Source organism: Gilvibacter sp. (assembly GCF_013214815.1).
In the GTDB taxonomy this organism is placed as follows: domain Bacteria; phylum Bacteroidota; class Bacteroidia; order Flavobacteriales; family Flavobacteriaceae; genus Gilvibacter.
Window position 1 is genome coordinate 24,460 of sequence record NZ_JABSPU010000012.1, and the last position, 25,163, is coordinate 49,622.

The following is a 25,163-nucleotide window of genomic DNA, read 5'->3' on the forward strand; positions in this document are numbered from 1 at the left end:
CGATAAGGCTCGCATTACAGTTAGCGGCTAATTTCCATGGGTGTCTAGTAGATCCAAAGTGGTTTGATAGAGTGTTTCTCCTGTGATCTTGCTCTTGAGCCAGGCGTAAAAACTCATGACAAAAATGTCTTCTTCCAAGGGATTCTTTTGGGTGAGCTGAGTACTAATCGAGTTTACAAATGCCTCGTCTTGTAACACTCTGGGATTTTGGTAGTAGATGTCTATAATCTTAAGAAAAGCTACCACACGCTGTTGTTGTTTTTCTTTGAGGATTTTTTTGAATTGCCTTTTGAATCGATTCAGTCTCAACAATACCAGATCCAGTTTGTCTCGTTCAATAAGGAGCAGGATCTCAATGATGTTTTTCTGCACTACCCAAGACCAACCCATTTTCTTTTCATACCAAGCGTCGCTGTGGTTCAGCCCGCGCATCAATTGACTCACCTTATCAAAATCGCCTTGGTGAAAAAAATACATACAAAGGGTGAGTTGTGCATGCAGGTCTGTTTTGGGTTGTTTGTCTAGCAGATTTATGGCCCTTTGTGGAGCGCCTCCGTAGAAGAATAACAGACTTTGCAAAAGCGCAACTTTGTCTTGCAGCAAGGCTTTATAGCTGGAATAACTGTTGAGATCCTCCACTAAAAGAGAGACGGTATCTTGGCATTTACTCAGTTGTTTATTTCTAAAGAGACTCAGCGCTATTAAGTGTAAACTTCGCATACGGTACAAAGCGTATCGGCCTTGAAGCTCTGGTTTGGAAATGATGAGGTTTTTGATCTGCTGACAAAACTCCAATATCTCAAAAAAGGCCTGATTCTTTTGAGCGTATTCCGTGGCAAGGCTGAGTAGTTGAAAGAGGGATTTATAACTCAAGTGGTGATCTAACTTTAGGGAAGCAGCCTCAAGTGCAGTAGCCAGTTGCTGGTCAAAGCGGATCTTTGTTGCGGAGCTGTTCTTCTCTTGAAACTGCGCATAGAGTGTGGTGATCTTGAGCTCTTGCAGATAGAGGCCGTTGTTGATTTGAGCCTGTTCAAGTAGCATTTGTAAAGATCTGTGCTGTTGCAAATGGGCGTACTGCAGATAGGTTTGATAGATCTCATTGAGGATGGAATAGGCTTCAATTTGCGTTGCGGCGTTTAAAGCTTTTTCTAAGGTTTTGAAGCCGAGTTTGATCTTTTTCTGTTCAAAAAAGATTCTACTGGCCAGCAAGAGTTTAAGGCAGTTCATGTCTGCTGAGGTCTCTTTAGCAAAACTCTGAGTGGCTATAAAATCAATCAAGCGATGTTGTATACGGTTGCTCAGTACATAGAGGGCATTCTTATTCGGTTTTCCGTATAAGGCAATATCCAGATCCTCTGTTTTTCCCTTGCAAAGCATTTGGAATAGATCTGTGTTCTTGGTGTCCGATCTGCGGTTCAATCCTTCCAAATGCCTTTTAAAGGCAAGCTGCTCATCAGTATCTAACAAGGCAATCGTTTCTCTTAATTCAATCATTTAAACGTAAGTAAATAATTATATAAGTACCATAAATATTATATTATAAGATTAAATGTATTAAATAAAACGTAAGTATTTGAGAAATTTTGTGTTTGTAGCCTATTCGAATCGATCCATATTTGCCTTGTAATCAAAACATAAATCATCAAAACAAGAATTATGGAAGATCAAGTGTTTAAAACCAAAAAACCAGTCAACGCTCCTTTTAAATCTAAGACCGTTGACCCAGAGAACTTCGATTGCAAACCTACCTCGGCTTTCGTGTCGGCTTCATGGACAGCACTCTTTATTGGAATGGTTTCTTATTGTGTCGGACTGTGGAACGTAAGTATGGAACTCAATGAGAAGGGATATTACTTCACCATTCTCCTTTTCGGTTTATTCAGTGTGGTGTCAGTACAGAAAAGTGTTCGTGACCGTTTGGAGGGAATTCCCGTCACTGAAATTTACTACGGCATCAGTTGGTTCACTACTATTGCATCCATATTGCTACTCATCATTGGGCTATGGAACGCAGACATCGACCTCAGTGAAAAAGGCTTTTACGGCATGTCATTTACCCTGGCACTCTTTGCTGCGGTGGCGGTACAAAAAAATACGCGGGACATTAAATTCTTGGAACGCGCAGAGAAGAATTAACGCAAATTGGAAGAGGTTTTGATGCGAGAGCAGCTGCCTTTGAAGTCCCGGCATTGTAATGATGTCGGGGCTTTTTTATTGGTAAAAACAATACTCGAACTGCGTCATACCAATTTTGGGATAGTATTCTCGGGCTGCTGGAGCCGCAAGCAAAATCAATTTTGCTTCAGGCGCTTGCGCTTTAGTCAGCCTGATGAGTTCCTTGCCGATGCCCTGATGCTGATAAGCCTCGTCTACAGCCAGATCAGAGAGATAGGTACAATAGGTAAAGTCGGAGATGCTTCTGGATACTCCAACTAACTTATCCCCGTCGCGAGCGGTCAAAATAATATCTGCATGTTTTACCATGTTCTTTAATGTTTCCAGAGCCTTTGGGCGGCGTTCGGCCAGGGTTGAGGCCATTAACAACTTTTGAAATTCTTCCCCAGTCAATTCGGGTTCTAGGCTATAGGTAATCATTGCGTTTTTGTAAGAGATAGTGTTTTTCCAATGCATTATTAACGGTCTCTAGGGCTTTATCCATATACTTTAAGGCTGATTTTTTGTCGCCTGTTTTAAAATGGAAATCGGCCCAGGTAGCCCATAAGAGATACGCCCGCTGATTCAATAGGGATTCGTCTATGGTGGAGAGCTGCCCAAGAACGAGCTCATATTTTTGAAGCTGAAGCAACACAATGATTATGTTGAGTCTATTCAGTTCGCTGGGATTCAGTTTTTGAAGCTTTTTGTAGTGCTCCAAAATGGCTCGCCAGTTGGTGTCTTTGAACGATTTGGCTTTCAGATGTTCCGCGGCTATTGCGGCTTCTAAATGATAGATGGATTGATCGGGATAGGTCACCGCTTTATTCATAGCGTCGTTACCCACTTTGATCAGTGGAAAATGCCAAAGCGATCGATCCTGTGATTCCAAATCTATAAGCTGCCCGTCTTCACTGAGTTTACTTTCTAAACGGGAGGCGTGGAAGCAAAGCAGACCAAACAAGGCATAGCTGCTGCCGGAGCGCAGCATTTCTTTTTTAAGCACCAGTTGATTCAAACGCAGGGCTTCTCCGCAGAGTTCGCGGTCAATAAGTGCCTCGCGTTTGGTAGAGTGGAAGCCTTCATTGAAGATCAAATAGATCACTCGCAAAACACCTTGCAGTCGGGCAGGGATCTGTGCCTTGTCTGGAAACTCAAAACGGATCTTTTTTTCTGCGACCTTTTTACGAGCTCGGGAGAGTCGTTTTTTAATGGTCTCTTCCTTGGTGAGTAGGGCGGCGGCGATCTCTTTTAGGGAGAATCCCGAGATGGTTTTTAGCGCAAAGGCCAATTGTTCCTCCAGAGCCAATTCTGGGTGACAGGCCACAAAGATCATGCGGAGTTGACTGTCTTCTATTTCGAGATCTAAAAACAAATCGTTGAGGTGAATGCTCGCTGCTCCGTGTGCCAATTTTTCACTGCGGAGCTGATCTGCTTTGACTTTTCTGAGCAGATCAATGGTTCTGTTTTTGGCCGATTTGATGAACCAGGCCTCTGGGTTTTCTGGAATTTGTTTTCGCCATTGTTGTGTGGCTTTGACAAAGGTATCCTGTACCGCATCTTCAATCAACTCCAGATGCGATAACCCAAAAAAGTTGGTCAAGACAGCGATCATCTTTCCGTATTGGTGTCTGAAAAGATGATCGACCACTTGACTATCCATTAGTCTTCAAAGACCATGATTTCTCGAATCTCAACCGTACTACCCAAATCGTAATCTGGGAAGTCCTGCGCTATTTCTTGAACTTCGTCCATGTCTTTGGCGCTTACAATAAAGTATCCGCCAACCAATTCTTTACTTTCTGCAAAGGGTCCATCCGTCACCACCCGATCCGGCCCTGAGATTCTACGCACAGGGTCGTGCAAAGCTTCACCGCCTTTTACAATTCCGGCGGCTTCCATTTTATTGCTCCAGGTAAACCATTTACCCATGCGTTCTTGTAGCTGTTCTGGAGACAGTCCCATGTCTGCATAGGTCTCTCCAATGAAGATCATCATAAAATCTTTCATGATTGTATATTTTAATTGTTGAGTAGTTTAGTTTGGTGAGTGAAATCCAACCAGATTCCCTTCAGTATCTGTAAAGGTCGCAAAAAATCCATGCGGTCCCAAAGCCGTTTTCGGGATTGCGATCTTTCTTCCAGCAGCTTCAACCCGCGCTAGCGGTTGAGCCAAGTCGTCGCCGCCGTTTAAGTAAATGATGGAGCCCGTTTGAGATGGTTTGGCGTCTGGACTTTTTACAATACTTCCGCCCACACCTTCTTGTTGGTCTGAGGGAAAGAAAGCCATCACCTGATCAAACTCAGGCATTTCTAAGGTTTCCATTTCTGCTTGAAAAACAGCTTGATAAAAGTCTTTTGCGCGGTCAAAATCCGTAGTTGGGATCTCAAACCAGTTTAATGCATTTTTCATAATTAAGAGTTTTTTATCCCGAATTCCGCAATAGAAAATTTATTACGTCTAGAAACTGCTGCAAAATATTGTTTAGGCTGTTTTCGATTTAACCGTAGCGCTGCTATGGTTTAAATCTCCAAACAGCAATATTTTCTTGCATTTTCTAGCCTCACTACAAAGTTCTATCACGCACTTCGGGAGTTAGTTAATGAATATTTACACTCTTAGTACGAAGCTGTTTTGCAAAAGGGGGACAAGAATTTTATTTTTTTTGGCGGAGCCTAACTGCGGGGTTTCATTTCAAAGTTGATCTTGATCTCACCATCTATGATCAAACGCACGTAATAGTATTTTTTTGGGTCGATCATATGATCCAGGGCATAATCAAATTTATGTGACCCTGGCGCTACCGTATCGTCAAAGAAAAGTTCGTCCAAGACAATATTGTCCTGATTGAACAGCGCAATATGCACCTTAGACTCTTTGGAGAGGCGGTACTCAAATTTTCCTTTCATGGATCGTTTAATGAGCCCATTGCCTTGCGGACGGCGGACGGTCTCTCCTGCAACCGTAATGGTGTCTGAATCTATAAGGTCCATCACCAAACCGCGCGCTTCGCTGGTTTGAGCAATGTCCATAGAATTGATTTCAGCTATTGGGCGTCCATTGGTCAAGGCCCAAACAGCTTGTTGGCCCGCTATCCCGTAGGCTTCTTCTTTACGGATACGCTCAGCCAAGGTTCTCAGATTCCCCGAGGCCATTTCCCCCAGTTCGTAGACTGCGTTGGCGTCTGGGGCGGCATTTAATTCTTGTATTCTCATTCCGTAAAGTGGAATGGTCTTTTTTTCTTGAGGTTTTAGGGTGATCTCTTCCCCGCGAGTAATGATGATATCTTGCACATCTGGGTTTTCTGAATACAAGATCTGCCCCGTATTGATAATGAGCGTCAACACTTCGCTTTCATTGTTGACCACTTCTAAATTGATGGGCTTGTAGTAGTGCGGACTGTCTTCGTTACCGCTAAAAGTGGCACTCACAAAGGCTTCGTCCAAAGCAGTTTTAAAAAGCATGGATCGCTGGCAAACCGCAGTCAATGGCAGCACAAATAAGAGCAAGAATGCAATGGAAGTGTTTTTCATAATGATAGTCTAGTGTTGCTTAAAAAACGCGAGATCTATCTAAAAATTATGAGGCGGGTATCCTTGAGCGGTAAAAATACTTTGCGCCAACTCTAAATCTTCCTTACCACCGAGGCTTTCCGGGCGCAGCATAATGTAGTGTCTGCGCAGGCGGCCTTTTTCATTGCGGTAGTAAACAACCAAGTGTCTGTAGGCCTTCTGCATTAAAGCTGGGCTGGTCTTGATCTTGACAAAATCTTTACGCAATATGGTTTGCTGATGCACAAACCACAAAGACTATATGAACCACTTCTGAGTTTTGAAAGCTCGCCATTTGAGTGGCTAAATAATATATGAATAGGCCGAGTAAGGCGCTCGCCATGCACAGTGGAGATACCACGCTGTAGGTGTCGTCAATATCAAAAAGTTCTTCAGGATTGCTGCTTTGATTGAACACCAAACGATCTTCTAAAACGTGGCACAAGCCTTTTTGTGTGGTAAAATAGGTTTGCATCAGCTTTGAAAAATTCCGCGAGTAGTGAATAAAGACTTAGCGGTCTCAATAGAATCTTTACTACCCTCAGTGAAGGGTTTCATTTTTATGCCCCGGTGCCTTTTTTTACCATCCCCATCTTTAAAATGGAATATAAAATAGCCTTGAGATTCTCCCAGTATGATGGTTTTATATTTTACAAGCAGTAGATTTTCCATGGGGATCATCTGCGTTTGAGATACTCCATGATCATAAAACCAAAAGAAGACAAACATAGCCAGTATCAGTAGTACTAAAGGCGAAAGGTTGTCAAAGGGATCTCCCAAAACAATGGAAAGTATCAGTGCTAAAAAGAACAAGACTGGGATCAGTTTTGGTGTGATCAGGTCTGAGGGTTTTATTGACGGCAGGCCGTAGCGTTCCTCCGGATTCGTACTTTGATTAAAGACGATCTTATCCGTCATAACATGACAAAGTCCGCTTGAAAATTCAAAAACCGAATGCTCCATACGGGAAGATACGAAAATCTACCCCACAAAGTTTACTAGGAGCGCATCCGCAGTTTTCTCCACCTTCGCCAAACCATTTTTGGTGAGCTCCTTAATGGCTTTGTCCCATTTTTTATTAGAAAGTCCCGCTTGTTCTTTCAAGTCCCCTAAAGGCATAGATTCTCCTTTGCGAAGCAGCTCTAAAACGCCTTTGGCTTCATCGGTCAAAGCAACTTGCTTTTTCTCCGGCTTCATTTGCGGGAAGAACAAGACTTCTTGAATGGATTGGTTGTCTGTCAAGAACATGATGAGTCGGTCCATACCAATTCCCATCCCTGAGGTTGGAGGCATACCGTATTCTAAAGAACGCAAAAAGTCAAAGTCAATGAATTCTGTAGCTTCATCATCTCCTTTTTGAGCCAATTTAAGCTGATGCTCAAAACGCTCGCGTTGATCGATAGGATCGTTCAGTTCTGAGTAAGCGTTGGCAATTTCTTTACCGCAAACCATAAGTTCAAAGCGCTCGGTGAGTTCTGGATTCTCACGGTGCGATTTACACAGCGGACTCATTTCTTTAGGATAGTCAGTGATAAAGGTCGGTTGGATGTAGTTGCCCTCACACTTCTCACCAAAGATCTCGTCAATGAGCTTTCCTTTACCCATCGTCTCATCAGTTTCAACGCCAAGTTCTTTACAAGCCTCGCGGATCTCATCTTCTGACTTTCCGTAAATATCAAAACCGGTAAACTCCAAAATCGAGTCTCGCATACTGATGCGCTTATAAGGCGCTTTGAAATCCACCTCATAATCTCCAAAGGTCGCTTTGGTAGTTCCGTTCACGGCCATGGCGCAGTGCTCCAGCAGCTTTTCACAGAAGTCCATCATCCAGTTGTAGTCTTTATAGGCCACGTAGATCTCCATGGCTGTAAACTCCGGATTGTGCGTACGGTCCATCCCTTCATTGCGGAAGTTCTTGGAGAATTCATAGACTCCATCAAATCCACCAACAATAAGTCGTTTTAAATACAGCTCGTTGGCAATTCGCATATAAAGCGGAATGTCCAAGCTGTTGTGGTGGGTAATGAACGGACGCGCCGCAGCACCTCCAGGAATCGGTTGTAAGATCGGAGTCTCTACTTCAAAATAACCAGCCTCGTTAAAGAACTCGCGCATGGCATTGAATAGCTTGGTGCGCTTCACAAAGGTTTCCTTAACCTGAGGATTCACTGCCAAGTCCGCGTAGCGCTGACGGTAGCGTTGCTCCGGGTCGTCAAACTTATCGTAAATGACACCATCTTTTCCTTTAGGTAGGGGAAGCGGCTTAAGCGCTTTGCTCAAAAGCACAAACTCTTTTACCATTACAGTCTTTTCACCTACCTGAGTGGTGAAGAGCTCTCCGTGGATTCCAATAAAATCACCAATATCAAGCAGCTTTTTGTACAACTCGTTATAAGCGGTTTTGTCTTCTCCCGGGCAGATCTCGTCACGGTTAAAGTATACTTGGATGCGTCCGTCTGCATCTTGAAGTTCTGCAAAGGAAGCCTTCCCTTGGATTCTTCTAGACATCAATCGGCCTGCAACAACAACCTGTTTGCCTTCTGAAAACTCCTGTTTAATGGTTGCAGAAGTATGGTCAACGGGAAATTCCGCTGCCGGATAAGGGTCTATCCCCAGGGCTTTGATTTGCGCCAATTTCTCGCGGCGCACCAGTTCTTGTTCAGACAATTGCATGCAAAAGAATTTAAGAGGCAAAATTACAGTTTTTGCCTCTATTATTAAATTCTTCCTTGCAGCAATTTATTTCCCTTCTTTAGCCGACTTGACACGCTCAAGTGCCTCGGAGTAATCCGAGATCTCTGGTTTGAGGCTTATGGCCTTATTATAGGCCTCTAAGGCTTCATTGTAGGCCCCGAGTGCTTCTAGTTTTTTACCCAGTCGATAATGAACTTGGGCTTCATCAGCAAAGAGCAGACTGTTCAATTTGAGCACACTCACGGCCTGTTGCTCTTTGTTTTGGGTGCTGAGTACATAGGCCAAAGTATTGAGTTCGTAAAAAGAAGAGGTCTTGTCACTGAATTTAGCGGCGAGCTTTTTGAGCTTTCTGTCTGATAGGCCTCGATCTTTATCACTAGAAAGTTGACTGCCCACAGCATTGGCTATGGGGTACTGTGGCTGATAATTTCCTTGAGTTATAGCGAGCAGATCTGCTTCTAGACTCACAATTGGGTCTTCCACAATTCTATTGACCTCTTGTCCGTTTTTTGAAATGATGATAGTGGGTACCCGATGAATATTGCGACCAAGTGTCTCTCCATTAGGCCCTTGTTTATAAAACGCACCATCGCCGCGCACAGCGATCAAGTTTACATTGGCTTTGGGCATGTCAAGATCTCCAAATAGTTTGATTAGACGTGGAACTTCCCGTTTGCTGTCGCCACACCAAGTTCCCATAAAGACCTCTATTTGATAGTCGCCAATAGTTTCTTTTAAGTTTTTTACTGTCTTGGCGTCAGGGGTGTAATTGTCATAGCCCTTTTGATACCAGTCTACAAATTGCGGTCTTGTTAAGTCTGCGAATTCAAAAGGTCCCCAGAGGACCTCTCGGCCTTTAGCGTCGGTAATTAAATTGTTAGTGGTTTGGGCAAAACCCGTGCTTGCTATAAGGAGCAAAAGAAGCGTAAGTCTTTTCATGCTGAATACATTTTTGTTCAGCAACGAAAGTGCTTAATTCTTTAGCCTGATTTGTAAAACAGCCGTTGGAAACGGGTACTAGACCCCCGTTTGAAATTTATTAACTATTTGATTTTTAAAGATTTAATTTCATCTCTTGAAGTAACACCCAATTTGCGGTAAATGTTGTTTACGTGAGATTTTACCGTGCTGTGGCTGATGAAAAGTTCGCTAGCGATCTCTTTATTGGTCTTATTTTCTTGGATGAGTTGGAAGACTTTTTCTTCCTGCGGAGTGAGTGTGATCTTTATGGAGGCATGTCGGATCTTGAGGTAATAAAATCCGCAGCCAATTAAAAATAAGACCAAGCCTGCGATCAAATATTCGGAGGAACGGTCTGTGGAAGATTCCTGAGCGATCAAACTACTTTCTACCTGATGCTCTCGAATATACTGTTTGGCAATTTCTGTATCTCCGTACTCATTTTCCAAGCGTGTGGCCAATTCTGCGTAAAAAGGAGTTTGCTGTAAACGTTTTACGTAATGATCGTAAAAAATGGTGCTTCTATCCGTAAGTCCGGCATAAATGTAAAGCCCAACCAGCGGATCTTGATCTTGGCCAAATTCATGCAATCGGGCTGTCCAATCATCAAGTAAATTGTCAATAGCCGTCTGAGAACGCAATCCGACGAACTCATACTTCATCGCCTCCATAATAGAATCGACCTTAAGTAAAGCCAAGGTAGCTTCATTGGTGCTGATGGCCTCACAAAAGATCTCGTTGTCAAAACGCTGCGGTAAGGTAATGGTGTCTCGATTATTAGCAATAATGATCATGGCCTTGCTGTGTTCGCAGTTCCCCGTAAAGTGATTCAAGTCCTGCTCATAGGAAGCGCAACGATCCACGTGAATGCGGTAGAGCTTATTTTTATCAGACAGCTTATTGCCTTTAAAACGAAAGATCCCCAAACTGTCCAAAGAAACCCTTTGAATCAGTAGATCGATGAACACACCATTGAGTTTACGGTAGTCTTCAATCTCCGACAAATACGCTTGTCCGTTCCAGTCTCCAGGGTCCACTTGACCCTCAAAGACATACTGTCCAAAGCTGGTGGCTGGAAGTAAGAGTAGGCTCAGAAGTAGGTAGTAAAACTTCACACTCAAAAGTAGGGAAAACTCGCGGTACAAAAAATCCAAAGTCATGGGCGTAACACATCGGCTAAACTGCCGTCCTATCTGTATTAATTAATGTATCTTTATCCTTAGAATTTATGAGCATATGGCGCGTATTACTCAGCATTGTCTTTCCTCCTTTAGCGGTGATCGATAAGGGCTGCGGTTCCATTGTAATTGTATTAATATTAACTATTTGCGGCTGGGTACCCGGAGTGGTAGCCGCCCTAATCATATTAAATAACCCAGAACGATAATCATCAACACTATGAAATTATTCAGCAAATTACTTATGCTACTGATCGGTTTGGTCATGATCAGCTGTAACTTTACCGAACAAATGACCATGAATGAAGACGGCAGCGGTCGCCTTTCGGTTAACTTTGACGCCTCAGAACTCATGGGTATGGCCGGAGAAATGGGTGGCGGAGATGAAGACGGTGAAAAGGAAAAAGTAGATTCCATCATTGACTTCAAAGAGTTCATTCAAGAGAATAAAGACAGTATCATGTCTTTACCTGCTAAGGAGCGCGATGAGATCATGGCCATGGAGAATTTTAAAATGCGCATGTTGATCGATGAAGAAGAAGGCGTGATGAAATTCAACATCTTCTCAGACTTCAAAGACGTATCAGAAGCCAATAATATCAATGACGGTTTCAACAGCTTGGATGGTTTCATGAATCCTCAAGGAGACAAGTCGCAACAACAGCCCAAGAATGATGAGAGTGTAAAGGTTAGCTATACCTTTGAAAACAACGTCTTTAAAAGAGATGCCTATATTGTCGATGCTGAGAAGTATCAAGTACAGATTGACAGTATGAAGAGCATGGAAATGTTCTTCAGTTCATCCTCTTACAAACTAGAATATACCTTCCCGAGAAAGATCAAATCCACCAATAGAGAATCGGCTACTTTCAGCAATGATGGGAAAACCCTTTACTACTCAGTAGGTTTTATGGATTATATGAAAGATCCAGACCTTATGGATATTGAGGTGGTATTGGAAGACTAAATGCCCTTTTGATGACTGACAACAAGCAAATTCAATTTCAAGACCTCGGACTGCGGGATTACAAAGAGACCTGGGATTATCAGGAGGAACTCTTTCAGCAGATCTTAGACATTAAGATCCACAACCGCCGTCAGCAGGATGACAAGCCAACACCCAACTACTTGTTGTTTGTGGAGCATCCGCATGTCTACACTTTAGGCAAGAGCGGAGATTTTGACAATTTGCTCATTCCAGAAGCACAACTGGAGGCCATCGATGCAAAGTTTTATAAGATCAATAGAGGTGGCGATATTACCTACCACGGGCCAGGCCAGGTGGTAGGGTATCCCATACTCGATCTGGAAAACTTCTTTACAGACATTCACAAATACCTGCGTTTCTTAGAAGAGATGATCATTCGTGTAATGGCAGAATATGGCCTCAAAGGCGAGCGCTCCGATGGTGAAACTGGTGTTTGGTTGGATGTGGGTACCCCCTTCGCCAGAAAGATCTGCGCTATGGGTGTACGTGCGAGCCGTTGGGTAACCATGCACGGCTTTGCCTTCAACGTCAATTCAGATCTAGGCTACTTTGATCATATGATCCCTTGTGGTATCAAAGACAAAGCGGTAACCTCGCTCAATGTTGAACTCGGCACCGCTGAGGTATCCATGGAAGAAGTTAAGTCTAAACTAAAAAAGCACTTCTTGGAACTTTTTGAGGCAGAGTTTGCAACTCCAGCCCTGTCTTAATTACTTTTTTATAAAGACCACGCGTCTGTTTTGGGCCTTGCCTTCTGGCGTGGAATTATCTGCAATAGGGTCTTGTTCACCTTTTCCATCCGTGCTTAAACGATTTCCGTCAATGCCGTAGATGTCAATTAAAGCTTGTTTAACGGCCGCTGCGCGTTTTTTGGAAAGGCTGAGGTTGTTATCATCATTGCCGTCGCTGTCGGTATGTCCAACGATCTTGAGTTTCATATTCTTGTCTTGCAGCAATACTTGAGAGATCTGTTTTATGATCCCGTAGGATTGCGGTTTGATGGTTGCCGAGCCAGAATCAAACAGAATTCCAGAAGTAGACACCTGCCCGTCATTCATCAAGGTGCGTCTGAGGTCCAATCCGCCTTTGGCCACTTTAAAATTGGTGATAAAAAAACGTTCCTTACCGTCTTTAAAACTGCTTGTGTTTAGCTTTATACCGTTCATGATGGAAACTTCGGGTAAGGCTCTTGGCACATCAATGAGTTTCTTTTGATTGACCCAAAGACGAATGCGTCTTTTATTTACGGCAATGGCATAGTGGTGGATTTCCAATTGTTCTTTACGAAGCTCGACATTAAGTGAGTTGTTGATCACATCTTTTCCGTCAATACGACTGACAATGGTTGCGGAGTTGCCTGTATACTGCGGATAGTTCAGTGATACTTCCACGCGATTGTTGGTTCGTTTTAAACTGTTCTCCTCTTCAACACTCACTCTAAATCTCGCTGAACTGGAGGTTCCACGGTCAACACCTGCGGTGCGTACGTCAAATTCAATGGTATACTCTTCTGGAAGTTCGGTGACGTCTGGAACGTAGAATGTGTAGAAACCAGAGGAGAGCTCCAACCATTTGGTAGGGTCATCTCCAAAAGTGACTACCTCACCACTGCCGTTGGTGTTCCAACGGGAAGGGAAGTCACCAATAAAATCCGCTGAAAAATCATCTTCAAAAATGATCTCATCTCCAGGAACAAAATCGAACTTACTGTTGATAGTTGGCGGTGCATTCGGGGTGGCGTCACCATCTGAACGTCCGGAGTCGGCTTGATCGTTGGAAGTGGTTTCTTCGGAAGAGGTTGTGGTTTCTTCTTGATCTTCCGTTTCATCAGACTCTCCGGATTTTCGTCCCGCCAAAAGCTTTGGAATGGTCTCCGCGCAGTACCGTAGTGCCTTTTTGGCCTTATTGATCTGCAACACTCCCTTGGATTGTTTGATCACGCCGGCTCCGTCAAGATCGGCAATTACGTTAGGCGCGCTGAGCAGAAGTCCGTCCACATCGTCTATAGCCGCTTCTAAGATGTCGATATCTTCATCATAAAGGGAAGTGCCACTCTCTAAATATCCGTCGTAGCGGTAAACATTGTCATAAAGGTCAAAGGATTCACGTACAAACCGATCTGCACTGCTTACCCCAATACTGCCGCGAGGTCTTTTGATGCGTTTGGTCTGGGCCTGTAATTGAGGTGCGATGAAAAGAAATATAAAGCTGGCACATAGCAGATGGAGGTTCTTTGGTTTCATTCCGATGCGGTTTAATTAGTTGGTTTAAAGTTACTTAATGCTAGCGCACATCATACGCCTGATCTGAGATTCAGGGTTTTTCTGGTGGCTGATCAACTTTTAGTTCCTAACTAAGGCTAGAAGTAAACAAGTCAGGATTAAAACTCGTAGATGGTCAAAGTGTTCTTGTCACTTTGGGTCAGTAAATTAGGTCGGCGGTTTCGGTTGGCATCTCCAATGACCCCGGAGGTAGTCCCATAAACCGGGAAGTTAGGCAGCAGATCCCCGTTGGTGTCAAAGACATAGACCGTTTTTTCCTGCAGATCTGTAAGGCTGACATAGCGTTTTCGGCCCACTTGAAATATGCCTGGAGCGCTGTAAACTCCGTAAGGTAACTCATAGAGACGCCCGTTTATTCGCAGCAGATTTTCATCCAGAGACACCTTGGTTTTGCCACTGATCACTAAGGAAAAACCCTGTTCAACTCCAAGTTCTTTGCGGCTGATTCCGCCGCGGGTGTCAATACTGACCTTGGTTTCATCCCCCGAGATAAAGACAAAGTTGCCGCCTTCCTCAAAAATGGGAGAACTTCCAAAGGTAAATGTACTATTGACCTTAACCCGATCTTTCCCCACACGGCTTTTGATCAAAAGACGGCCGTCCGTCAGCGGAAAGGTCAAATAATCTTTATTGCCAATGCGCAAGTGTTGGGGGGGCATGGCTAGAGCAGTTGGTGCTTCTGTAAAAGTAAAACCTTTAACAATTTTGGCCTTCGCATCGTACATCAATATGTCCTTGTCTTGCACAATGACAAAGCGGTATTTTCTGTTGTTGTCGTAGTCAAACACGGCCAAGGGCTGGGTAACCTCATCCTTGAATTTGATAGGGAAGGAGCCAACGTCATCGCCGTTGCGGTCAATGATGTAGAGTCGGCTGGCTGTAGCAAAAGCCAATTGTTTTTTGCCGTTTCTCAGCAAATCTACCTCTTGAATCTTCCCTAAAATGGGTTCGCCGAGTTTGCGCGTCCAAAGGGATTTTCCGTTGTAAGCAAGCAGGTGGAGCGGGTTGTCCACGTCCGGATATACGATATCTTTTCCTTTGGTCCGGTGGTTAGAGAACCACTGCGGATCTGCCAAGGGAGAAGATCCCAGCGCAATGCTTCTCAGTTCCTGAATGCCTGTGGTGGTTTGTTTGGCCTGAGGCAATACGGTTTGACCTTGTAAATAGAGCACCCCGTCCAACGCAGTGTACTGCAGCCCCATCAATTGGTGTTCCTGCTGCTGATTCAATTCAGTTTCTTGAGCAAATAAACCGTTAGCAGCATCACTCAAATAGGGTTTTAGTCTTTCCGGTTGACCGTAGATTCTCAAATGCGCCACATCACTCAAGCCGGCACTGATTCCAGAATAATCGGAACGATTGGCTATACTTGCTTTATTGCGGTAGCTGCTTATTATTTCTTCTGAGGCGATCGTCTCTTCAGTAAACACAAAGTAATCTTCCAACCTAAAGAAAGTAGTCGCCTTAACAGCGCTCAACCATGGGAATTGGTCTGCATCAAATTGTAAGGTGTCGTTTAGGCTGTAGCGTTTAATAGCTCTGAACTGATCGTTTTCACTTGAATATGCACTCAGGATATCCTGAAAATTCAAACTGTCTATAGCTTTAAAGGCGATGACTTTTCCTCCTTTCCCTTCTAAATAACCATAGCTACTGCTATTGTCAAGCAGCTGAGCTCCTAAGCTACTGTCCAATCTGTTGCTAAGGGTATCTACGGGAGATTTATAACTTCTCTCAATAATATAGGTTGAAGTGGCCGGAGCAATGCTGGGCAGATTGAGCTGGGCAGGCTGTCCCAAATCGTTTCGGCTCCAAAGGGCAGTTGAATCTTTGGTTTGTCCAACACCATAAAAGCCAAAACCATCAGGTTGCAATTCTAAGGAAACACCTTGCCAACCCGATCCAAAAGAAGACTCGCTAGCCAGTCCGTTATTAAAGAATACTGCAGCTTTGTCTGTATTCAAAGAGGCCGAAAGTTTCCCCAATTGCTGTCCGCTTAAACCAGGTCCTTCCATGCTTTTTTGAAGCAGCGCATCAGAAGTTGCCGCGATCAAAACACCTTCTTCCAATTGTAAGAACAGCGGCCCGCTGTCTGTTTGGAGCTGTAATTTTTTGTTCTCCTTTACGCGAATAGCTGCTAACCAGCCTTGATCAGCAAGAGAGTCATTTTGTTGGAGCAATTTTACTTTAGTGATGAGCCCGATTTGGAGTACACTGTCCGTACTCGGTGAAAATGAAAGCCAGGATTCTCCTTGTGGGTTTAAAGTGTCAAAGCGTGACCACAAGGCCGCAATACCAGGAAGACTATCGGAGCGCTCGTATCCTCTAAGAAAACTGTTATTCTCCAGTTCACTAATCATGTCCTTGGGGTCATAACTGCGAATGATCAAGCTAGCGTCTGCAGGTACGTAAAAGCTCAGTTTGCCGTCAAACTTACGCTCTGATTCACAGGCCGAGATCAGCAATACAAGCAACAGCAAAAGCAAACCGTAACCGGCTGAAGGCAGAATTCGTTGTAATCGTGTTGTTTTAAAAGGCCCCATCATATTGAACAAAAATACTAGGAATTGCAACGTTTTTAAAGCAGACTTTAGTCTGTTTATCGAAAGGTTTTTAACAGCTAGAGGTCCAATTTGAGTTGTTCCGGCAAAAGTTTAAAACTCATGCGGTGATAAGGAGTGCTGCCAAATTCTCTTATTGCCGTTCGATGCGCCTGAGTAGGATAGCCTTTATTGGCATCCCAGGCGTATTGCGGGTGTTTTTCATGCAGTTCCAACATAATGTCATCCCTATAGGTCTTGGCCAATACAGAGGCCGCTGCAATATGTAAATAGCGCCCATCTCCCTTAATGACACATTCATGGGGAATCTCCTCAACAGGCTTGAACCGATTGCCGTCCACGGCAATGAATTCTGGTTTGGGGTCCAATTGTTCAATAGCGCGCTGCATGGCAGTGATGGAAGCATTGAGGATGTTGATCTTATCGATCTCTTCCATCCACACATGACAAACCGCATAGCTCAAAGCCTTTTCCTCAATGATTGGGCGCAAGGCTTCCCGCTGTTTGTGGGTTAATTTTTTAGAATCGTTGAGCGCGGGAAGTTTAAAATCATCGGGTAAAATCACCGCTGCAGCTGTGACAGGACCGGCCAAACAGCCGCGTCCGGCTTCATCCGTACCGCATTCCACGAGGGTTTTATGAATTTTTAACTTCAGCACCTCCAAATTTAAGATAAGAATACGTTGAAAAGTATAACTTTGCGTGCAACTACTGGAATGAAGCGCAGATTTTTTTTACTACCCTCAAAAAGCCACAGGTCTTTTTTCTTTGCTCTCGGCGTATTGATGCTCCTTGGAGGTTTCTCTCCAGTGATGGCACAACGTACGGGTGTACCGTTCAATCAGCAGCAGGGAGGTAATGATGGGCGCAATAACAATCGCGGAGGTGATTTTGACAACAACATTACCAATCCAACGGACAAACCGCCGATTGAGCTGTACAAGATTATCTCAGTAAAGCGTGACACCACCAATTTGGACACCACCTTGACCATGGCCAAGGATTATAAGTTCAATTATCTACGCAAGGACGATTTTGAGCTTTTGCCTTTTGCCAATGTTGGGCAGACCTATAACAGTCTAGGATATGATCTGACCAAAGTGAGTCTGGCTCCTGAATTCGGTGCGCGAGCGCGTCATTTCAACTATATGGAAATTGAGGACACCTATTACTACAGTGTACCTACGCCATTAACAGAATTGTATTTTAAAACGGTCTTCCAACAAGGACAGCAGTTGGATGCCTTCTTTACCATCAATACACAACCGAATCTCAATTTCTCTATTGCCTATAAAGGTTTACGTTCCTTAGGAAACTATCAAAGCACCTTGACCTCTACGGGGAACTTTAGATTTACGACCAATTATTTCTCTCCTGATAAGCGGTATAGAGCCCGAGCCCATATGGTCACGCAAGACCTGCTCAACAATGAGAACGGAGGGATTCGAGACGATTTCATTCCGATCTTTACCTCCGGCGATCCTGAATTTGATGACCGCGGACGGGTAGAGGTAAATTTTGAAGATGCAGAGAATATTTTGGTAGGTAAGCGTTTTCATTTGGATCACGATTACGCTTTGATCCAGCCCGATTCCACCCAAACCAATACCCTGCGTGTGGGGAATATTGTGAGTTTTGAGGATAAGTACTTTGAGTATTTTCAAGAGTCTCCTTTTGATGGATTTGGCCCAGCCTATGAGACCAGCAACTTGCAAGACCGCTCTACTTTAGAAGAGTTTTATGCAGAAGGGAATGTAGAATACAAAAACCCGATTGTAGGAGATATGCGTTTTTATGCGGGATATACCAACTTCAATTACGGTTATGAGCGGGTGATTATTTTGGATAACCAGACCATTACCAATCGTTTAAAAGGTGATTTCATTAGCGTTGGAGGTAGTTATGCCAAGCGCTATAAAGGGTTTGACCTAGAAGGTCGAATCGGCGTTAACGTAAGCGGAGAATTTGAAGGGAATTATCTGGAAGGTAGCGCTGGTTATGCTATAAACGATAACAACAAAGTACGCATCAGAGCAGCCATCACTTCTCGCGCGCCAAACTATAATTTTTTGCTACACCAAAGCGACTATATCAATTACAATTGGCAGAATGATTTTGAGAATGTGAAGCAACAACAGTTTCAATTCCTCTTAACTTCTGATAAGCTTTTTGATGCTGAGGTGACCTATACTGGTATTGAAGACTACGCTTATTTTGATGGTGTGACTGTGACCTCCACAGACGGGACTACGAGCTTTACGACCCCGCGTCCCTTTCAGTTTAGCGGTCGTGTGGATTATTTAAAGGTCAAAGTGTCTCGTGAACTGCGTTGGCGTAAATTCGGTTTGAACAACACCATCATGTACCAAACTCTTTTGGACGGAGAAAGTGTATTTAAAGTTCCAGAATTGGTAACTAGAAACTCTTTGTTCTATGAAGACGAGTGGTTTAAAAAAGCACTCTTTGTACAAACGGGTGTCACCTTCAAGTACTTTACGGCTTATGAGATGAACCGATACGATCCCGTTTTGGGCGAGTTCTATTTACAGAACGAGCAGGAGTTTGGAGGCTTCCCGCTGATCGATCTGTTCTTTAACGTTAAGGTGCGTCAAACCCGGGTGTACTTTAAATACGAGCACTTCAACTCACTCTTTAGCTCTAACCCCGATTACTTCTCAGATCCGCAGAATCCTTACCGCGATGCGGTGATCCGCTTTGGATTGGTGTGGAATTTCTTGTTGTAAAATTTTAGACGGATTTCTGTTTCTCAAGTTTCTCTAAAAGGAAAGAAGCCACTGCTCCCAATATCCCAATTAGCCATGCTATTTTAATGCCGAAGATTGCAAATTTTGACGGTTCTTTAACGATAAGTTTTCGCTCTGGTTCGAGCTGAATTATTTCTTGAAGTATATTTCCTTGAAGCTTGTATTTTCTATTTTGAAGATCAGTGAATTCTCTATCTGATCTGGAGTATTCGATTGTTTCGGTTTGTTTTTTCTGAGGAGTTATCGTACTTCCAAGTGAATTGTAATAGGTGAGACTATTATTGCGAATCGAATAAATGACAAGCTCATCTTTGCCAGTGATTTTAAGGGTAAAGGTTCCGCCAGACTTATCCACCTGCCAGTTTCTAATAAATTGCCCGTTTGAATTGTACATCTGAACCTTACCGAAGTCTTGTAGGCCGAGAAATATGTTTCCTTCGCTATCTACTGCAAAATCCTCAACACCATTTAAGGGTAGTTCTTTGTTGTAATTAATATTCCCAGATGATATCAATGATGCTCCGATAAAGTTTAATAATCCCCAAAGGATAAAAGCACCAGAAAATATACGTACTAGTGTAATCAAAATAAAAAGCTACTGAATCGTATCTCCCGGCAGTTCTACCCGCTCGCTGTCAATGACCAAACTGTCCACCGCTAGCGGAATGATACTGTCTACCACTTTCTCTTGTTGAAAGTCCAGATCTTGATAAGGATACAATTGTTTATCCGTCAAGTTCTCATCGGCCTTCCAGGTTTCTCCCAACTGATCTAAAATAGCATCGCCCCAGCTGAGTGGCTTTTTGGCATCTATCCAAACCACATCGCGGTAGTCAGTATCAATGAGTGCCAAATCTGGAGTCGCAGCTCCGTCAAACCTTTTGGAATCCTCACGGGCAGAGGTCACTGTGGTGATCACAAACATACGCTTGCGCCCGCCAATGTATTTGATAAAAGGTCTAAACTCTACCGGTCTATTGACAGACCAATCGTATTCTTTGCGTGACTCGATCACTTTTAAGGGCATAGCTGAAACCCCTGCCAAGCCTTCATTTTTAGAAGCGTGATTGTAGTAGAACAACTGATCGGTTCCATCCGCAGGAATCATCACACTAAAAGAAAGGGTAGTGCGCTCATCACCTATCGGTTCTAAACCAAACCAGTGGTACAGCCCGTCATAGGCGCCCACGTTCATGCCTTCCCAATTGAAATCGGTGACGAAAGGTTGCTGGTTTTGATCAGCTTCCAGATCGGGGATTTTAACAGCTGTCTTTTTATTCCAAGGGAGTGGATCTGTAAATCCACCCAAGAATTGCAAGGACTGAGCTTGCATGCGTGAGACTTGCTCTGCCAATATATTCTGTCTTTGCAGATACGGATAGTTCTTGGTTTCCTCAGGTGAATAATAGGTTCCTTTTCCTATCAGGATACGCTCCACATAGTCCCCAAAATCGTGTGCTCCCGGTTCAATGACCATAACCCCTCCGTAGGTAGGATATGGAAAAAAGAAACCTTTCCATTTGATCAAACTCACTACTTGGACCCACTTGCCGTCATCGTTCTTCATATAGAACACATCGCTCGGCTCATAAGTAAAGAGCTTAAAGAATCCGAAGCGCTGTACTACGGCGTTATAAGTGTTTCTGCTCCAGGCCAAAGATTCGCCAATAGAAAAGGTGATCTTCACTCTATTGTCTTCTGAAAAACGCGGAAATGGCGTGGTGGAATCCACATTGAAAAGCTCTTCGGTATTGTCATTGATGCGTTGCCAAATATATTCTTCGGCAGGCTGAACGGCCATAGTCCATTGATTGGTGCCATCAACCCGAACCAAATGTGGTAAAGACACCTCTTGAGTCTCTCCAATAGACTCATAGGCCATGGTCACTATATTGTTGAACGGCTGAATGCGTTCGTTCTGCGTAAGCGGTAATTCATGAATTTCGATCTTGTTCAGATCAGAGAACACATTATAAGACTGCATGAATTGATAGAGGTTCAAACTCCAGCCTACATACCACAGCAGACCAAACCAACCCGCTATTCCTGCAATATAACCTATACGCGCTCCGGTGGAAGGAGACCTTCTAAATCTTGAAAAAAGAAAGACGGTAATGATTCCGCTGAGCAGAATCAAGAATATGTACTTGCGCAAAAACAGCAGTGCCGGCTGATAATCATCCCGCAGAATGAATAAGAGGATCAAAGCCAGCAAACCCAGCAGAATCACATTGCGTTTCTGCTTCTTGCCGCGTTGCCAATATCTTTTGAGTCTACTCATGGTGTTTTAATTAGTTGATCATGCCTTTGTCCTTTAGGCGTTCTCTAGCGCTCTTTTTAGGCGCTTCAGGTTCTGGTTCTGCTTCTGCTTCTGGAGTAGGCTCCTTAGCTTCTTCCGCCTCCGCTTCTGGCTTGCCTTCTGCCAAGTCTTCTATAAAGTCTCGTCCTTTTTGAACGGCTTCCACTAAGTTCTCCTTAGAGAGTCCTTCCTTGGTCACAAAGAAGGCCGAAGCGATATAGGTTCCCGCTAAGGTTCCGACTATGGCGCTCACAAAATACTGTACCACAAAAAGGTTGATCGGAGTAAGGACCATGACCAAAATCAGGCCTAATAGAAAACCTGCGGTGATCCACACCAAGCGCATCAAAAAAGGTTGGAGGTACAAAAAGCCTGTAGGGTTGTCGGCCACCATCTGCAGCTCTTTGCTGTGAGTGATCTTGTTCACCAAACGGTAGAACTTATTGTTTTTAGATTCGCGCCAGTAGGCAACAATTCCAAACAAAATGGCAGCTATAAATACAATGATCTCTATGGTCATAACTTAAATTCTTTATTGCGTTCTTTTATACGCGCCACGATCCAATCCTGATACGATACGTCATAGATTACAAAATGGGCGTAAAAGCTCTCTTTGTCAAACCAGTACAGGGCCACAGGATCTAGCGGCATAATTTTAACCAGCAGCTTCCAGATCAAAGCGCGGTGCTCATCTTCAATAGAAGAATGAGGTTCGTGCAAGGCGAGGAAAATTCGGTAATCTACCAGGTCCTTGCGTTTATATTGGTTGCTCTGGGCAATCTTCTCGTTATAGATCTCCACGCCGCTAATGAGCTTGCGCTGAGCATCTGTCAAGGTGTTGAAATAACGCTTGTACAGAAACTCGTTCCCTAAGATCTCTGCCAAAGGATGTTCTGTTTCCTTAAGGTTTTCCACCATCAAATGCTTTTTGATGCGCAGGTACTTCGGAGTGGATTCTGAGCGCTTCAAATTGCATTCGACGATCAAATGATCTACTAGGGTCTTATGCAGTTCCTCGTGGTCCTTGTGGAACAACATCACTTCATGGGTGGTGTTGCTGATGGAACTCTTAAAGGTTTCCATGGACTCAAAGACCATGATCTCTTTGATGAAGTCACGCAGGATAAATACGCCGCCATAGGCTTTGGTGTAAAAAGAGTTCACTTCTACACTGATGGGTTCCAAATGAACTTTGCGTTCCCGCAAATCTCCATAAGCTAGGGCAGAGGCCAAGAGCTTTTTGTGGATCTCTCGGTGGAAGAAATTGTTCCCTGTATTGTACTCCTCAATGAGGGCCATTTGCTCTGCCTTGTTCTTGTCCAAGTCCCCACTGATCTTAAAGTGAACGGTCACTTTTTCAATCTTCAAAAGATCAAAGGACTCGTAATAGGTATCTAAGCCTTGGTCTATATGCAAACAGATCGCGGAATCTTTAGTAATGTCTTTGATCTCTCTTTGGTAGGCCGTAAAGACAGCGTACATCAGATCCCGATCAAAACTGTGGAAGGGTCTGTAAACAGGCTGATCAAACTGCTCTGGAGAAACAATGATCCCATAGGAATTGGCATCGCCCAGGTTGAGGTAGTAATCGTCTTTGAGCTCCGCAGCTACCTCTGGACTCCACCCTAAACCGTCTATTTGAAAGCGTTTGAGCTTAACCGGTTTGATTCCCAACATGGCCAAACAGTCGTTATAGCGCGCTACCAACGGTCCAGAAACCGTGGTCAAGCCGCCGCCAAACAATCCTGCCTGTTGTAATTTCTCCATTAATCTGTTCCTTTTTCAAACTGCTCGCGAGCTTCCATTTGAATGTTTAGCTCGTTCACGCGTTGTTCCACTTTACGTTTAAAGTCGGTATCTGCAATGGTTGCTACGTTGTCTAAGTAGCGCACCACCTCTTGTCTTCTAATGTCCGAAAAGTCCAGGCCTTTCATGTTCTGCTTCATCAGGTCCTGAAGCATGGTGTATTTGGTGTCGTAATCCTTTTTGAAATACAAGGTCGGATCCTCAAACCACTGCTCAGGCAAGTCAAAGTCTGTTAAGCGCAAGGAAATCGCAGACTGGATGTTTCTAATATCTCGAGAGGAGAAAAACGGAAAGCTCTCCTGAATCTTCTTGTAGAGCTCCGCATAGAACATATGCTTGTCGTGCGCATGTTTGGATTCTACCTGCTCAAAGATCTCCAATACGCGCTCTTCACTAGGACGCTCAGCATGCTTTAAGATCTCCCCTAAATTCTTTGCCAAGCCTTGATTGGCTAAGTATTCGTATTTCTCCGGATCTTTCATATTCACAAAGCCTGGCATGGTTTCGTTGAGTTTGCTCCACCACAAATAGTCCTGATCCACAAAATCTGGAATGGTTCGAGCTCCATCGATCTTAAAACGTGCCTGCACCCTTGAGATCACCGCTTTGTCCAGCATCTCCGGTAAGTTTGTAAATAGACCAATGGCACTGTTTCCGTAGTTCACGGCATAGGCTCCTTCTGTGTAGCGTAAGAACACTCCAATAACCTCTTTAACCCCTGCAGAAACTCCTTGAGCGGTACGTTCTTGCAGGTTGTTCTCCGCATCGTCTATAGGCGCAAAGATCAACTTAGTAGGGTCTTGCATGGGTTTCATCCACTGTACCATTTTCTCCGCAGAACCTCCTTGAAAAGTAGAGATCAACGTGTCTGGCATAGGATGGAACAGAAAGGGTATCTCCAAGATCTCACAGTATTCCTTAAGCCGTGTCGCCATAGCGGCGATCAACATACTTTTACCTGTACCTGGAATTCCGTAGCCCATAAAAACCGGCATAAAGCCACCCAACTCTTGGAACGGATTTTTCTTTGCTGCAAAATCATAACTCAGCATACGCTCAGTCAAACGGCGGGCAAAGTGCTTAGCGTCTCGGTTGCCTACAATCTGTTCAAACTGGATCTTATTAAACTCTACACTCTGTGCAGTACCTTCAAAGACATTCTCCCAGCCAGAGACAGCAAACTCGCTGTTGTCTAGTTTATAGGTTCTGTCGGTAATGGTCTCTGTGTATTCTAAAGAACTGATGCGGAGTTGGATCTCACTAATCAATCCTTCAAAATAAACCACCGTAAAATCAATCACATCTTTGTCTGAGGTGATCATCTCTGGATGGCTCAAATACTTGTCAAAGTAAAAAAGCATACAGGCAATTCCTTTAATAGGTGAAGCTAAAGAGACCTCAGGAATCCCCGCGAATTTATTTTTAAGCACAGTCAGATCATCAGAAGCATGAGGCTTCAGATCGAAAAGCGTCTTATAAGCAGTCCCATAGAGCATAAAGGCCGTGGCTGTATGCATCTTGCTGTCGTATTCTCTGCGGCGTGAAGCGTCTAAACTGCTGCGCTGCTCTTGCATGGCAGAAAGACCGCTGGCATCAGAATAGGCGTCCTTTAACCAAATACCCATACTGAGGCCTTCTTGCAGCGCCATAAGGGATTGGTTCAGAGCTAAAGGAATGGCAATAGAATCATTCAGCAAGCGCTTTTTAAGCCCTAAAATGGTCTTGGAAACAGAGGTCACGTCTGTTTTGCCATTGCCAGTCGCTTTAGAGAGGTAGAGTAGAATAGAATCGTCTTTGCCGTCCTTCTCTCTATTCTTGGCTTTCATACCCTGTTCCCATTGAACACCTTTAAGGTAAGAGGCCGCTTCTTCGCGGAGGGCTTCCAGTTCGTTCTTTTTGATGGGAAATGTGGTATTGTGTTCCAT

At 44.0% G+C, this 25,163-nt stretch carries 25 protein-coding genes; 5 read left to right on the top strand and 20 right to left on the bottom strand.

The annotated features are described in order from the left end of the window. Window positions 1-27: 27 nt before the first annotated feature. Window positions 28-1,494, bottom strand: a complete 1,467-nt coding sequence (locus HRT75_RS04325; RefSeq protein ID WP_291183054.1) for a hypothetical protein — start codon at window positions 1,492-1,494, stop codon at window positions 28-30. A gap of 162 nt (window positions 1,495-1,656) precedes the next feature. On the opposite strand from HRT75_RS04325, the gene yiaA reads away from it, so the two are divergent. Next, on the top strand, window positions 1,657-2,136 hold the full coding sequence (gene yiaA / locus HRT75_RS04330) for an inner membrane protein YiaA (RefSeq protein WP_272831684.1): 480 nt from the start codon (window positions 1,657-1,659) through the stop codon (window positions 2,134-2,136). A 75-nt stretch (window positions 2,137-2,211) separates the two neighbouring features. On the opposite strand, the gene HRT75_RS04335 is transcribed toward yiaA, so the two are convergent. The 11 genes from HRT75_RS04335 to HRT75_RS04385 all read right to left on the bottom strand — a co-directional run bounded on the left by HRT75_RS04335 (window position 2,212) and on the right by HRT75_RS04385 (window position 10,519). Next, window positions 2,212-2,595 (bottom strand): GNAT family N-acetyltransferase, encoded by a 384-nt coding sequence (locus HRT75_RS04335; protein ID WP_291183057.1) that lies wholly within the window; start codon window positions 2,593-2,595, stop codon window positions 2,212-2,214. Continuing rightward, on the bottom strand, window positions 2,582-3,817 hold the full coding sequence (locus HRT75_RS04340) for a sigma-70 family RNA polymerase sigma factor (protein WP_291183059.1): 1,236 nt from the start codon (window positions 3,815-3,817) through the stop codon (window positions 2,582-2,584). The genes HRT75_RS04335 and HRT75_RS04340 overlap by 14 nt, the downstream gene beginning before the upstream one ends. Continuing rightward, entirely contained in the window at window positions 3,817-4,164 is a 348-nt protein-coding gene (locus HRT75_RS04345) for a YciI family protein (protein ID WP_272831687.1), read from the bottom strand. The genes HRT75_RS04340 and HRT75_RS04345 overlap by 1 nt, the downstream gene beginning before the upstream one ends. Window positions 4,165-4,191: 27 nt before the next feature. Beyond that, on the bottom strand, window positions 4,192-4,566 hold the full coding sequence (locus HRT75_RS04350; RefSeq protein ID WP_291183062.1) for a VOC family protein: 375 nt from the start codon (window positions 4,564-4,566) through the stop codon (window positions 4,192-4,194). A 263-nt stretch (window positions 4,567-4,829) separates the two neighbouring features. Next, complete coding sequence (locus HRT75_RS04355) at window positions 4,830-5,687, bottom strand: hypothetical protein (protein ID WP_291183064.1); 858 nt, start codon at window positions 5,685-5,687, stop codon at window positions 4,830-4,832. Window positions 5,688-5,726: 39 nt separating this feature from the next. After that, a complete protein-coding gene (locus HRT75_RS04360; RefSeq protein ID WP_291183066.1) occupies window positions 5,727-5,933 on the bottom strand; it encodes a hypothetical protein in 207 nt (68 codons plus the stop codon). Beyond that, complete coding sequence (locus HRT75_RS04365) at window positions 5,926-6,180, bottom strand: hypothetical protein (RefSeq protein WP_291183068.1); 255 nt, start codon at window positions 6,178-6,180, stop codon at window positions 5,926-5,928. The genes HRT75_RS04360 and HRT75_RS04365 overlap by 8 nt, the downstream gene beginning before the upstream one ends. Then, window positions 6,180-6,668 carry a hypothetical protein gene (locus tag HRT75_RS04370; RefSeq protein ID WP_291183070.1) on the bottom strand — a complete coding sequence of 163 codons (489 nt, stop codon included), beginning with the start codon at window positions 6,666-6,668 and terminating at the stop codon, window positions 6,180-6,182. Before HRT75_RS04370 ends, HRT75_RS04365 begins: the two co-directional genes overlap by 1 nt. An 18-nt stretch (window positions 6,669-6,686) precedes the next feature. Then, window positions 6,687-8,378: a lysine--tRNA ligase gene (lysS, locus tag HRT75_RS04375; RefSeq protein WP_291183072.1), complete on the bottom strand. Its 1,692-nt coding sequence runs from the start codon at window positions 8,376-8,378 to the stop codon at window positions 6,687-6,689. A 66-nt stretch (window positions 8,379-8,444) separates the two neighbouring features. Then, complete coding sequence (locus HRT75_RS04380) at window positions 8,445-9,338, bottom strand: tetratricopeptide repeat protein (protein ID WP_291183074.1); 894 nt, start codon at window positions 9,336-9,338, stop codon at window positions 8,445-8,447. 104 nt (window positions 9,339-9,442) lie between these two features. Beyond that, window positions 9,443-10,519 (bottom strand): helix-turn-helix transcriptional regulator, encoded by a 1,077-nt coding sequence (locus HRT75_RS04385; RefSeq protein ID WP_291183076.1) that lies wholly within the window; start codon window positions 10,517-10,519, stop codon window positions 9,443-9,445. A gap of 68 nt (window positions 10,520-10,587) precedes the next feature. Between HRT75_RS04385 and HRT75_RS04390 the strand changes: the two genes are divergently transcribed. The 3 genes from HRT75_RS04390 to lipB are packed head-to-tail and all read left to right on the top strand — an operon-like array spanning window position 10,588 to window position 12,235. Then, the gene (locus HRT75_RS04390; protein WP_272831695.1) at window positions 10,588-10,746 is read left to right on the top strand and encodes a YqaE/Pmp3 family membrane protein; all 159 of its coding nucleotides are present in this window, start codon (window positions 10,588-10,590) and stop codon (window positions 10,744-10,746) included. 11 nt (window positions 10,747-10,757) lie between these two features. Then, entirely contained in the window at window positions 10,758-11,504 is a 747-nt protein-coding gene (locus HRT75_RS04395) for a hypothetical protein (protein ID WP_291183080.1), read from the top strand. Between the two features lie 11 nt (window positions 11,505-11,515). Next, entirely contained in the window at window positions 11,516-12,235 is a 720-nt protein-coding gene (lipB, locus tag HRT75_RS04400; RefSeq protein ID WP_291183082.1) for a lipoyl(octanoyl) transferase LipB, read from the top strand. Here lipB and HRT75_RS04405 read toward each other — a convergent pair whose 3' ends face one another. The 3 genes from HRT75_RS04405 to HRT75_RS04415 form a co-directional block, all read right to left on the bottom strand. Continuing rightward, window positions 12,236-13,768, bottom strand: a complete 1,533-nt coding sequence (locus tag HRT75_RS04405) for an OmpA family protein (protein ID WP_291183084.1) — start codon at window positions 13,766-13,768, stop codon at window positions 12,236-12,238. It lies immediately after the preceding gene. 137 nt (window positions 13,769-13,905) lie between these two features. Next, window positions 13,906-16,380 carry a hypothetical protein gene (locus HRT75_RS04410; protein ID WP_291183086.1) on the bottom strand — a complete coding sequence of 825 codons (2,475 nt, stop codon included), beginning with the start codon at window positions 16,378-16,380 and terminating at the stop codon, window positions 13,906-13,908. 47 nt (window positions 16,381-16,427) lie between these two features. Next, a complete protein-coding gene (locus tag HRT75_RS04415) occupies window positions 16,428-16,997 on the bottom strand; it encodes a ribonuclease HII (RefSeq protein ID WP_291183088.1) in 570 nt (189 codons plus the stop codon). A gap of 87 nt (window positions 16,998-17,084) precedes the next feature. Here HRT75_RS04415 and HRT75_RS04420 point away from each other — a divergent pair, with 87 nt between their 5' ends. Beyond that, the gene (locus HRT75_RS04420) at window positions 17,085-19,112 is read left to right on the top strand and encodes a putative porin (RefSeq protein ID WP_291183090.1); all 2,028 of its coding nucleotides are present in this window, start codon (window positions 17,085-17,087) and stop codon (window positions 19,110-19,112) included. 4 nt (window positions 19,113-19,116) lie between these two features. Here the strand turns inward: HRT75_RS04420 and HRT75_RS04425 are convergent, their stop codons facing one another. Genes HRT75_RS04425 through HRT75_RS04445 form a run of 5 tightly spaced genes read right to left on the bottom strand, consistent with a single transcriptional unit; the run spans window position 19,117 to window position 25,163 of the window. Beyond that, window positions 19,117-19,719 (bottom strand): hypothetical protein, encoded by a 603-nt coding sequence (locus HRT75_RS04425; RefSeq protein WP_291183092.1) that lies wholly within the window; start codon window positions 19,717-19,719, stop codon window positions 19,117-19,119. Window positions 19,720-19,728: 9 nt separating this feature from the next. Further along, window positions 19,729-21,414: a hypothetical protein gene (locus HRT75_RS04430; RefSeq protein WP_291183094.1), complete on the bottom strand. Its 1,686-nt coding sequence runs from the start codon at window positions 21,412-21,414 to the stop codon at window positions 19,729-19,731. A 10-nt stretch (window positions 21,415-21,424) separates the two neighbouring features. Beyond that, complete coding sequence (locus HRT75_RS04435) at window positions 21,425-21,952, bottom strand: hypothetical protein (protein ID WP_291183096.1); 528 nt, start codon at window positions 21,950-21,952, stop codon at window positions 21,425-21,427. Continuing rightward, window positions 21,949-23,199 (bottom strand): DUF6638 family protein, encoded by a 1,251-nt coding sequence (locus HRT75_RS04440; protein ID WP_291183098.1) that lies wholly within the window; start codon window positions 23,197-23,199, stop codon window positions 21,949-21,951. Before HRT75_RS04440 ends, HRT75_RS04435 begins: the two co-directional genes overlap by 4 nt. After that, on the bottom strand, window positions 23,199-25,163 hold the full coding sequence (locus tag HRT75_RS04445; RefSeq protein WP_291183100.1) for an AAA family ATPase: 1,965 nt from the start codon (window positions 25,161-25,163) through the stop codon (window positions 23,199-23,201). The genes HRT75_RS04440 and HRT75_RS04445 overlap by 1 nt, the downstream gene beginning before the upstream one ends.

Coding starts and splice junctions, on each gene's coding strand:
- HRT75_RS04335 (WP_291183057.1), bottom strand. CDS start 2,595: ATGATTACCTATAGCCTAGAACCCGAATTGACTGGGGAAGAATTTCAA.
- lysS (WP_291183072.1), bottom strand. CDS start 8,378: ATGCAATTGTCTGAACAAGAACTGGTGCGCCGCGAGAAATTGGCGCAA.
- HRT75_RS04390 (WP_272831695.1), top strand. CDS start 10,588: ATGAGCATATGGCGCGTATTACTCAGCATTGTCTTTCCTCCTTTAGCG.
- HRT75_RS04380 (WP_291183074.1), bottom strand. CDS start 9,338: ATGAAAAGACTTACGCTTCTTTTGCTCCTTATAGCAAGCACGGGTTTT.
- HRT75_RS04440 (WP_291183098.1), bottom strand. CDS start 23,199: ATGGAGAAATTACAACAGGCAGGATTGTTTGGCGGCGGCTTGACCACG.
- HRT75_RS04365 (WP_291183068.1), bottom strand. CDS start 6,180: ATGCAAACCTATTTTACCACACAAAAAGGCTTGTGCCACGTTTTAGAA.
- HRT75_RS04395 (WP_291183080.1), top strand. CDS start 10,758: ATGAAATTATTCAGCAAATTACTTATGCTACTGATCGGTTTGGTCATG.
- HRT75_RS04385 (WP_291183076.1), bottom strand. CDS start 10,519: ATGACTTTGGATTTTTTGTACCGCGAGTTTTCCCTACTTTTGAGTGTG.
- HRT75_RS04350 (WP_291183062.1), bottom strand. CDS start 4,566: ATGAAAAATGCATTAAACTGGTTTGAGATCCCAACTACGGATTTTGAC.
- yiaA (WP_272831684.1), top strand. CDS start 1,657: ATGGAAGATCAAGTGTTTAAAACCAAAAAACCAGTCAACGCTCCTTTT.
- HRT75_RS04340 (WP_291183059.1), bottom strand. CDS start 3,817: ATGGATAGTCAAGTGGTCGATCATCTTTTCAGACACCAATACGGAAAG.
- HRT75_RS04370 (WP_291183070.1), bottom strand. CDS start 6,668: ATGGAGCATTCGGTTTTTGAATTTTCAAGCGGACTTTGTCATGTTATG.
- HRT75_RS04445 (WP_291183100.1), bottom strand. CDS start 25,163: ATGGAACACAATACCACATTTCCCATCAAAAAGAACGAACTGGAAGCC.
- HRT75_RS04405 (WP_291183084.1), bottom strand. CDS start 13,768: ATGAAACCAAAGAACCTCCATCTGCTATGTGCCAGCTTTATATTTCTT.
- HRT75_RS04355 (WP_291183064.1), bottom strand. CDS start 5,687: ATGAAAAACACTTCCATTGCATTCTTGCTCTTATTTGTGCTGCCATTG.
- HRT75_RS04345 (WP_272831687.1), bottom strand. CDS start 4,164: ATGAAAGATTTTATGATGATCTTCATTGGAGAGACCTATGCAGACATG.
- HRT75_RS04325 (WP_291183054.1), bottom strand. CDS start 1,494: ATGATTGAATTAAGAGAAACGATTGCCTTGTTAGATACTGATGAGCAG.
- lipB (WP_291183082.1), top strand. CDS start 11,516: ATGACTGACAACAAGCAAATTCAATTTCAAGACCTCGGACTGCGGGAT.
- HRT75_RS04435 (WP_291183096.1), bottom strand. CDS start 21,952: ATGACCATAGAGATCATTGTATTTATAGCTGCCATTTTGTTTGGAATT.
- HRT75_RS04430 (WP_291183094.1), bottom strand. CDS start 21,414: ATGAGTAGACTCAAAAGATATTGGCAACGCGGCAAGAAGCAGAAACGC.
- HRT75_RS04420 (WP_291183090.1), top strand. CDS start 17,085: ATGAAGCGCAGATTTTTTTTACTACCCTCAAAAAGCCACAGGTCTTTT.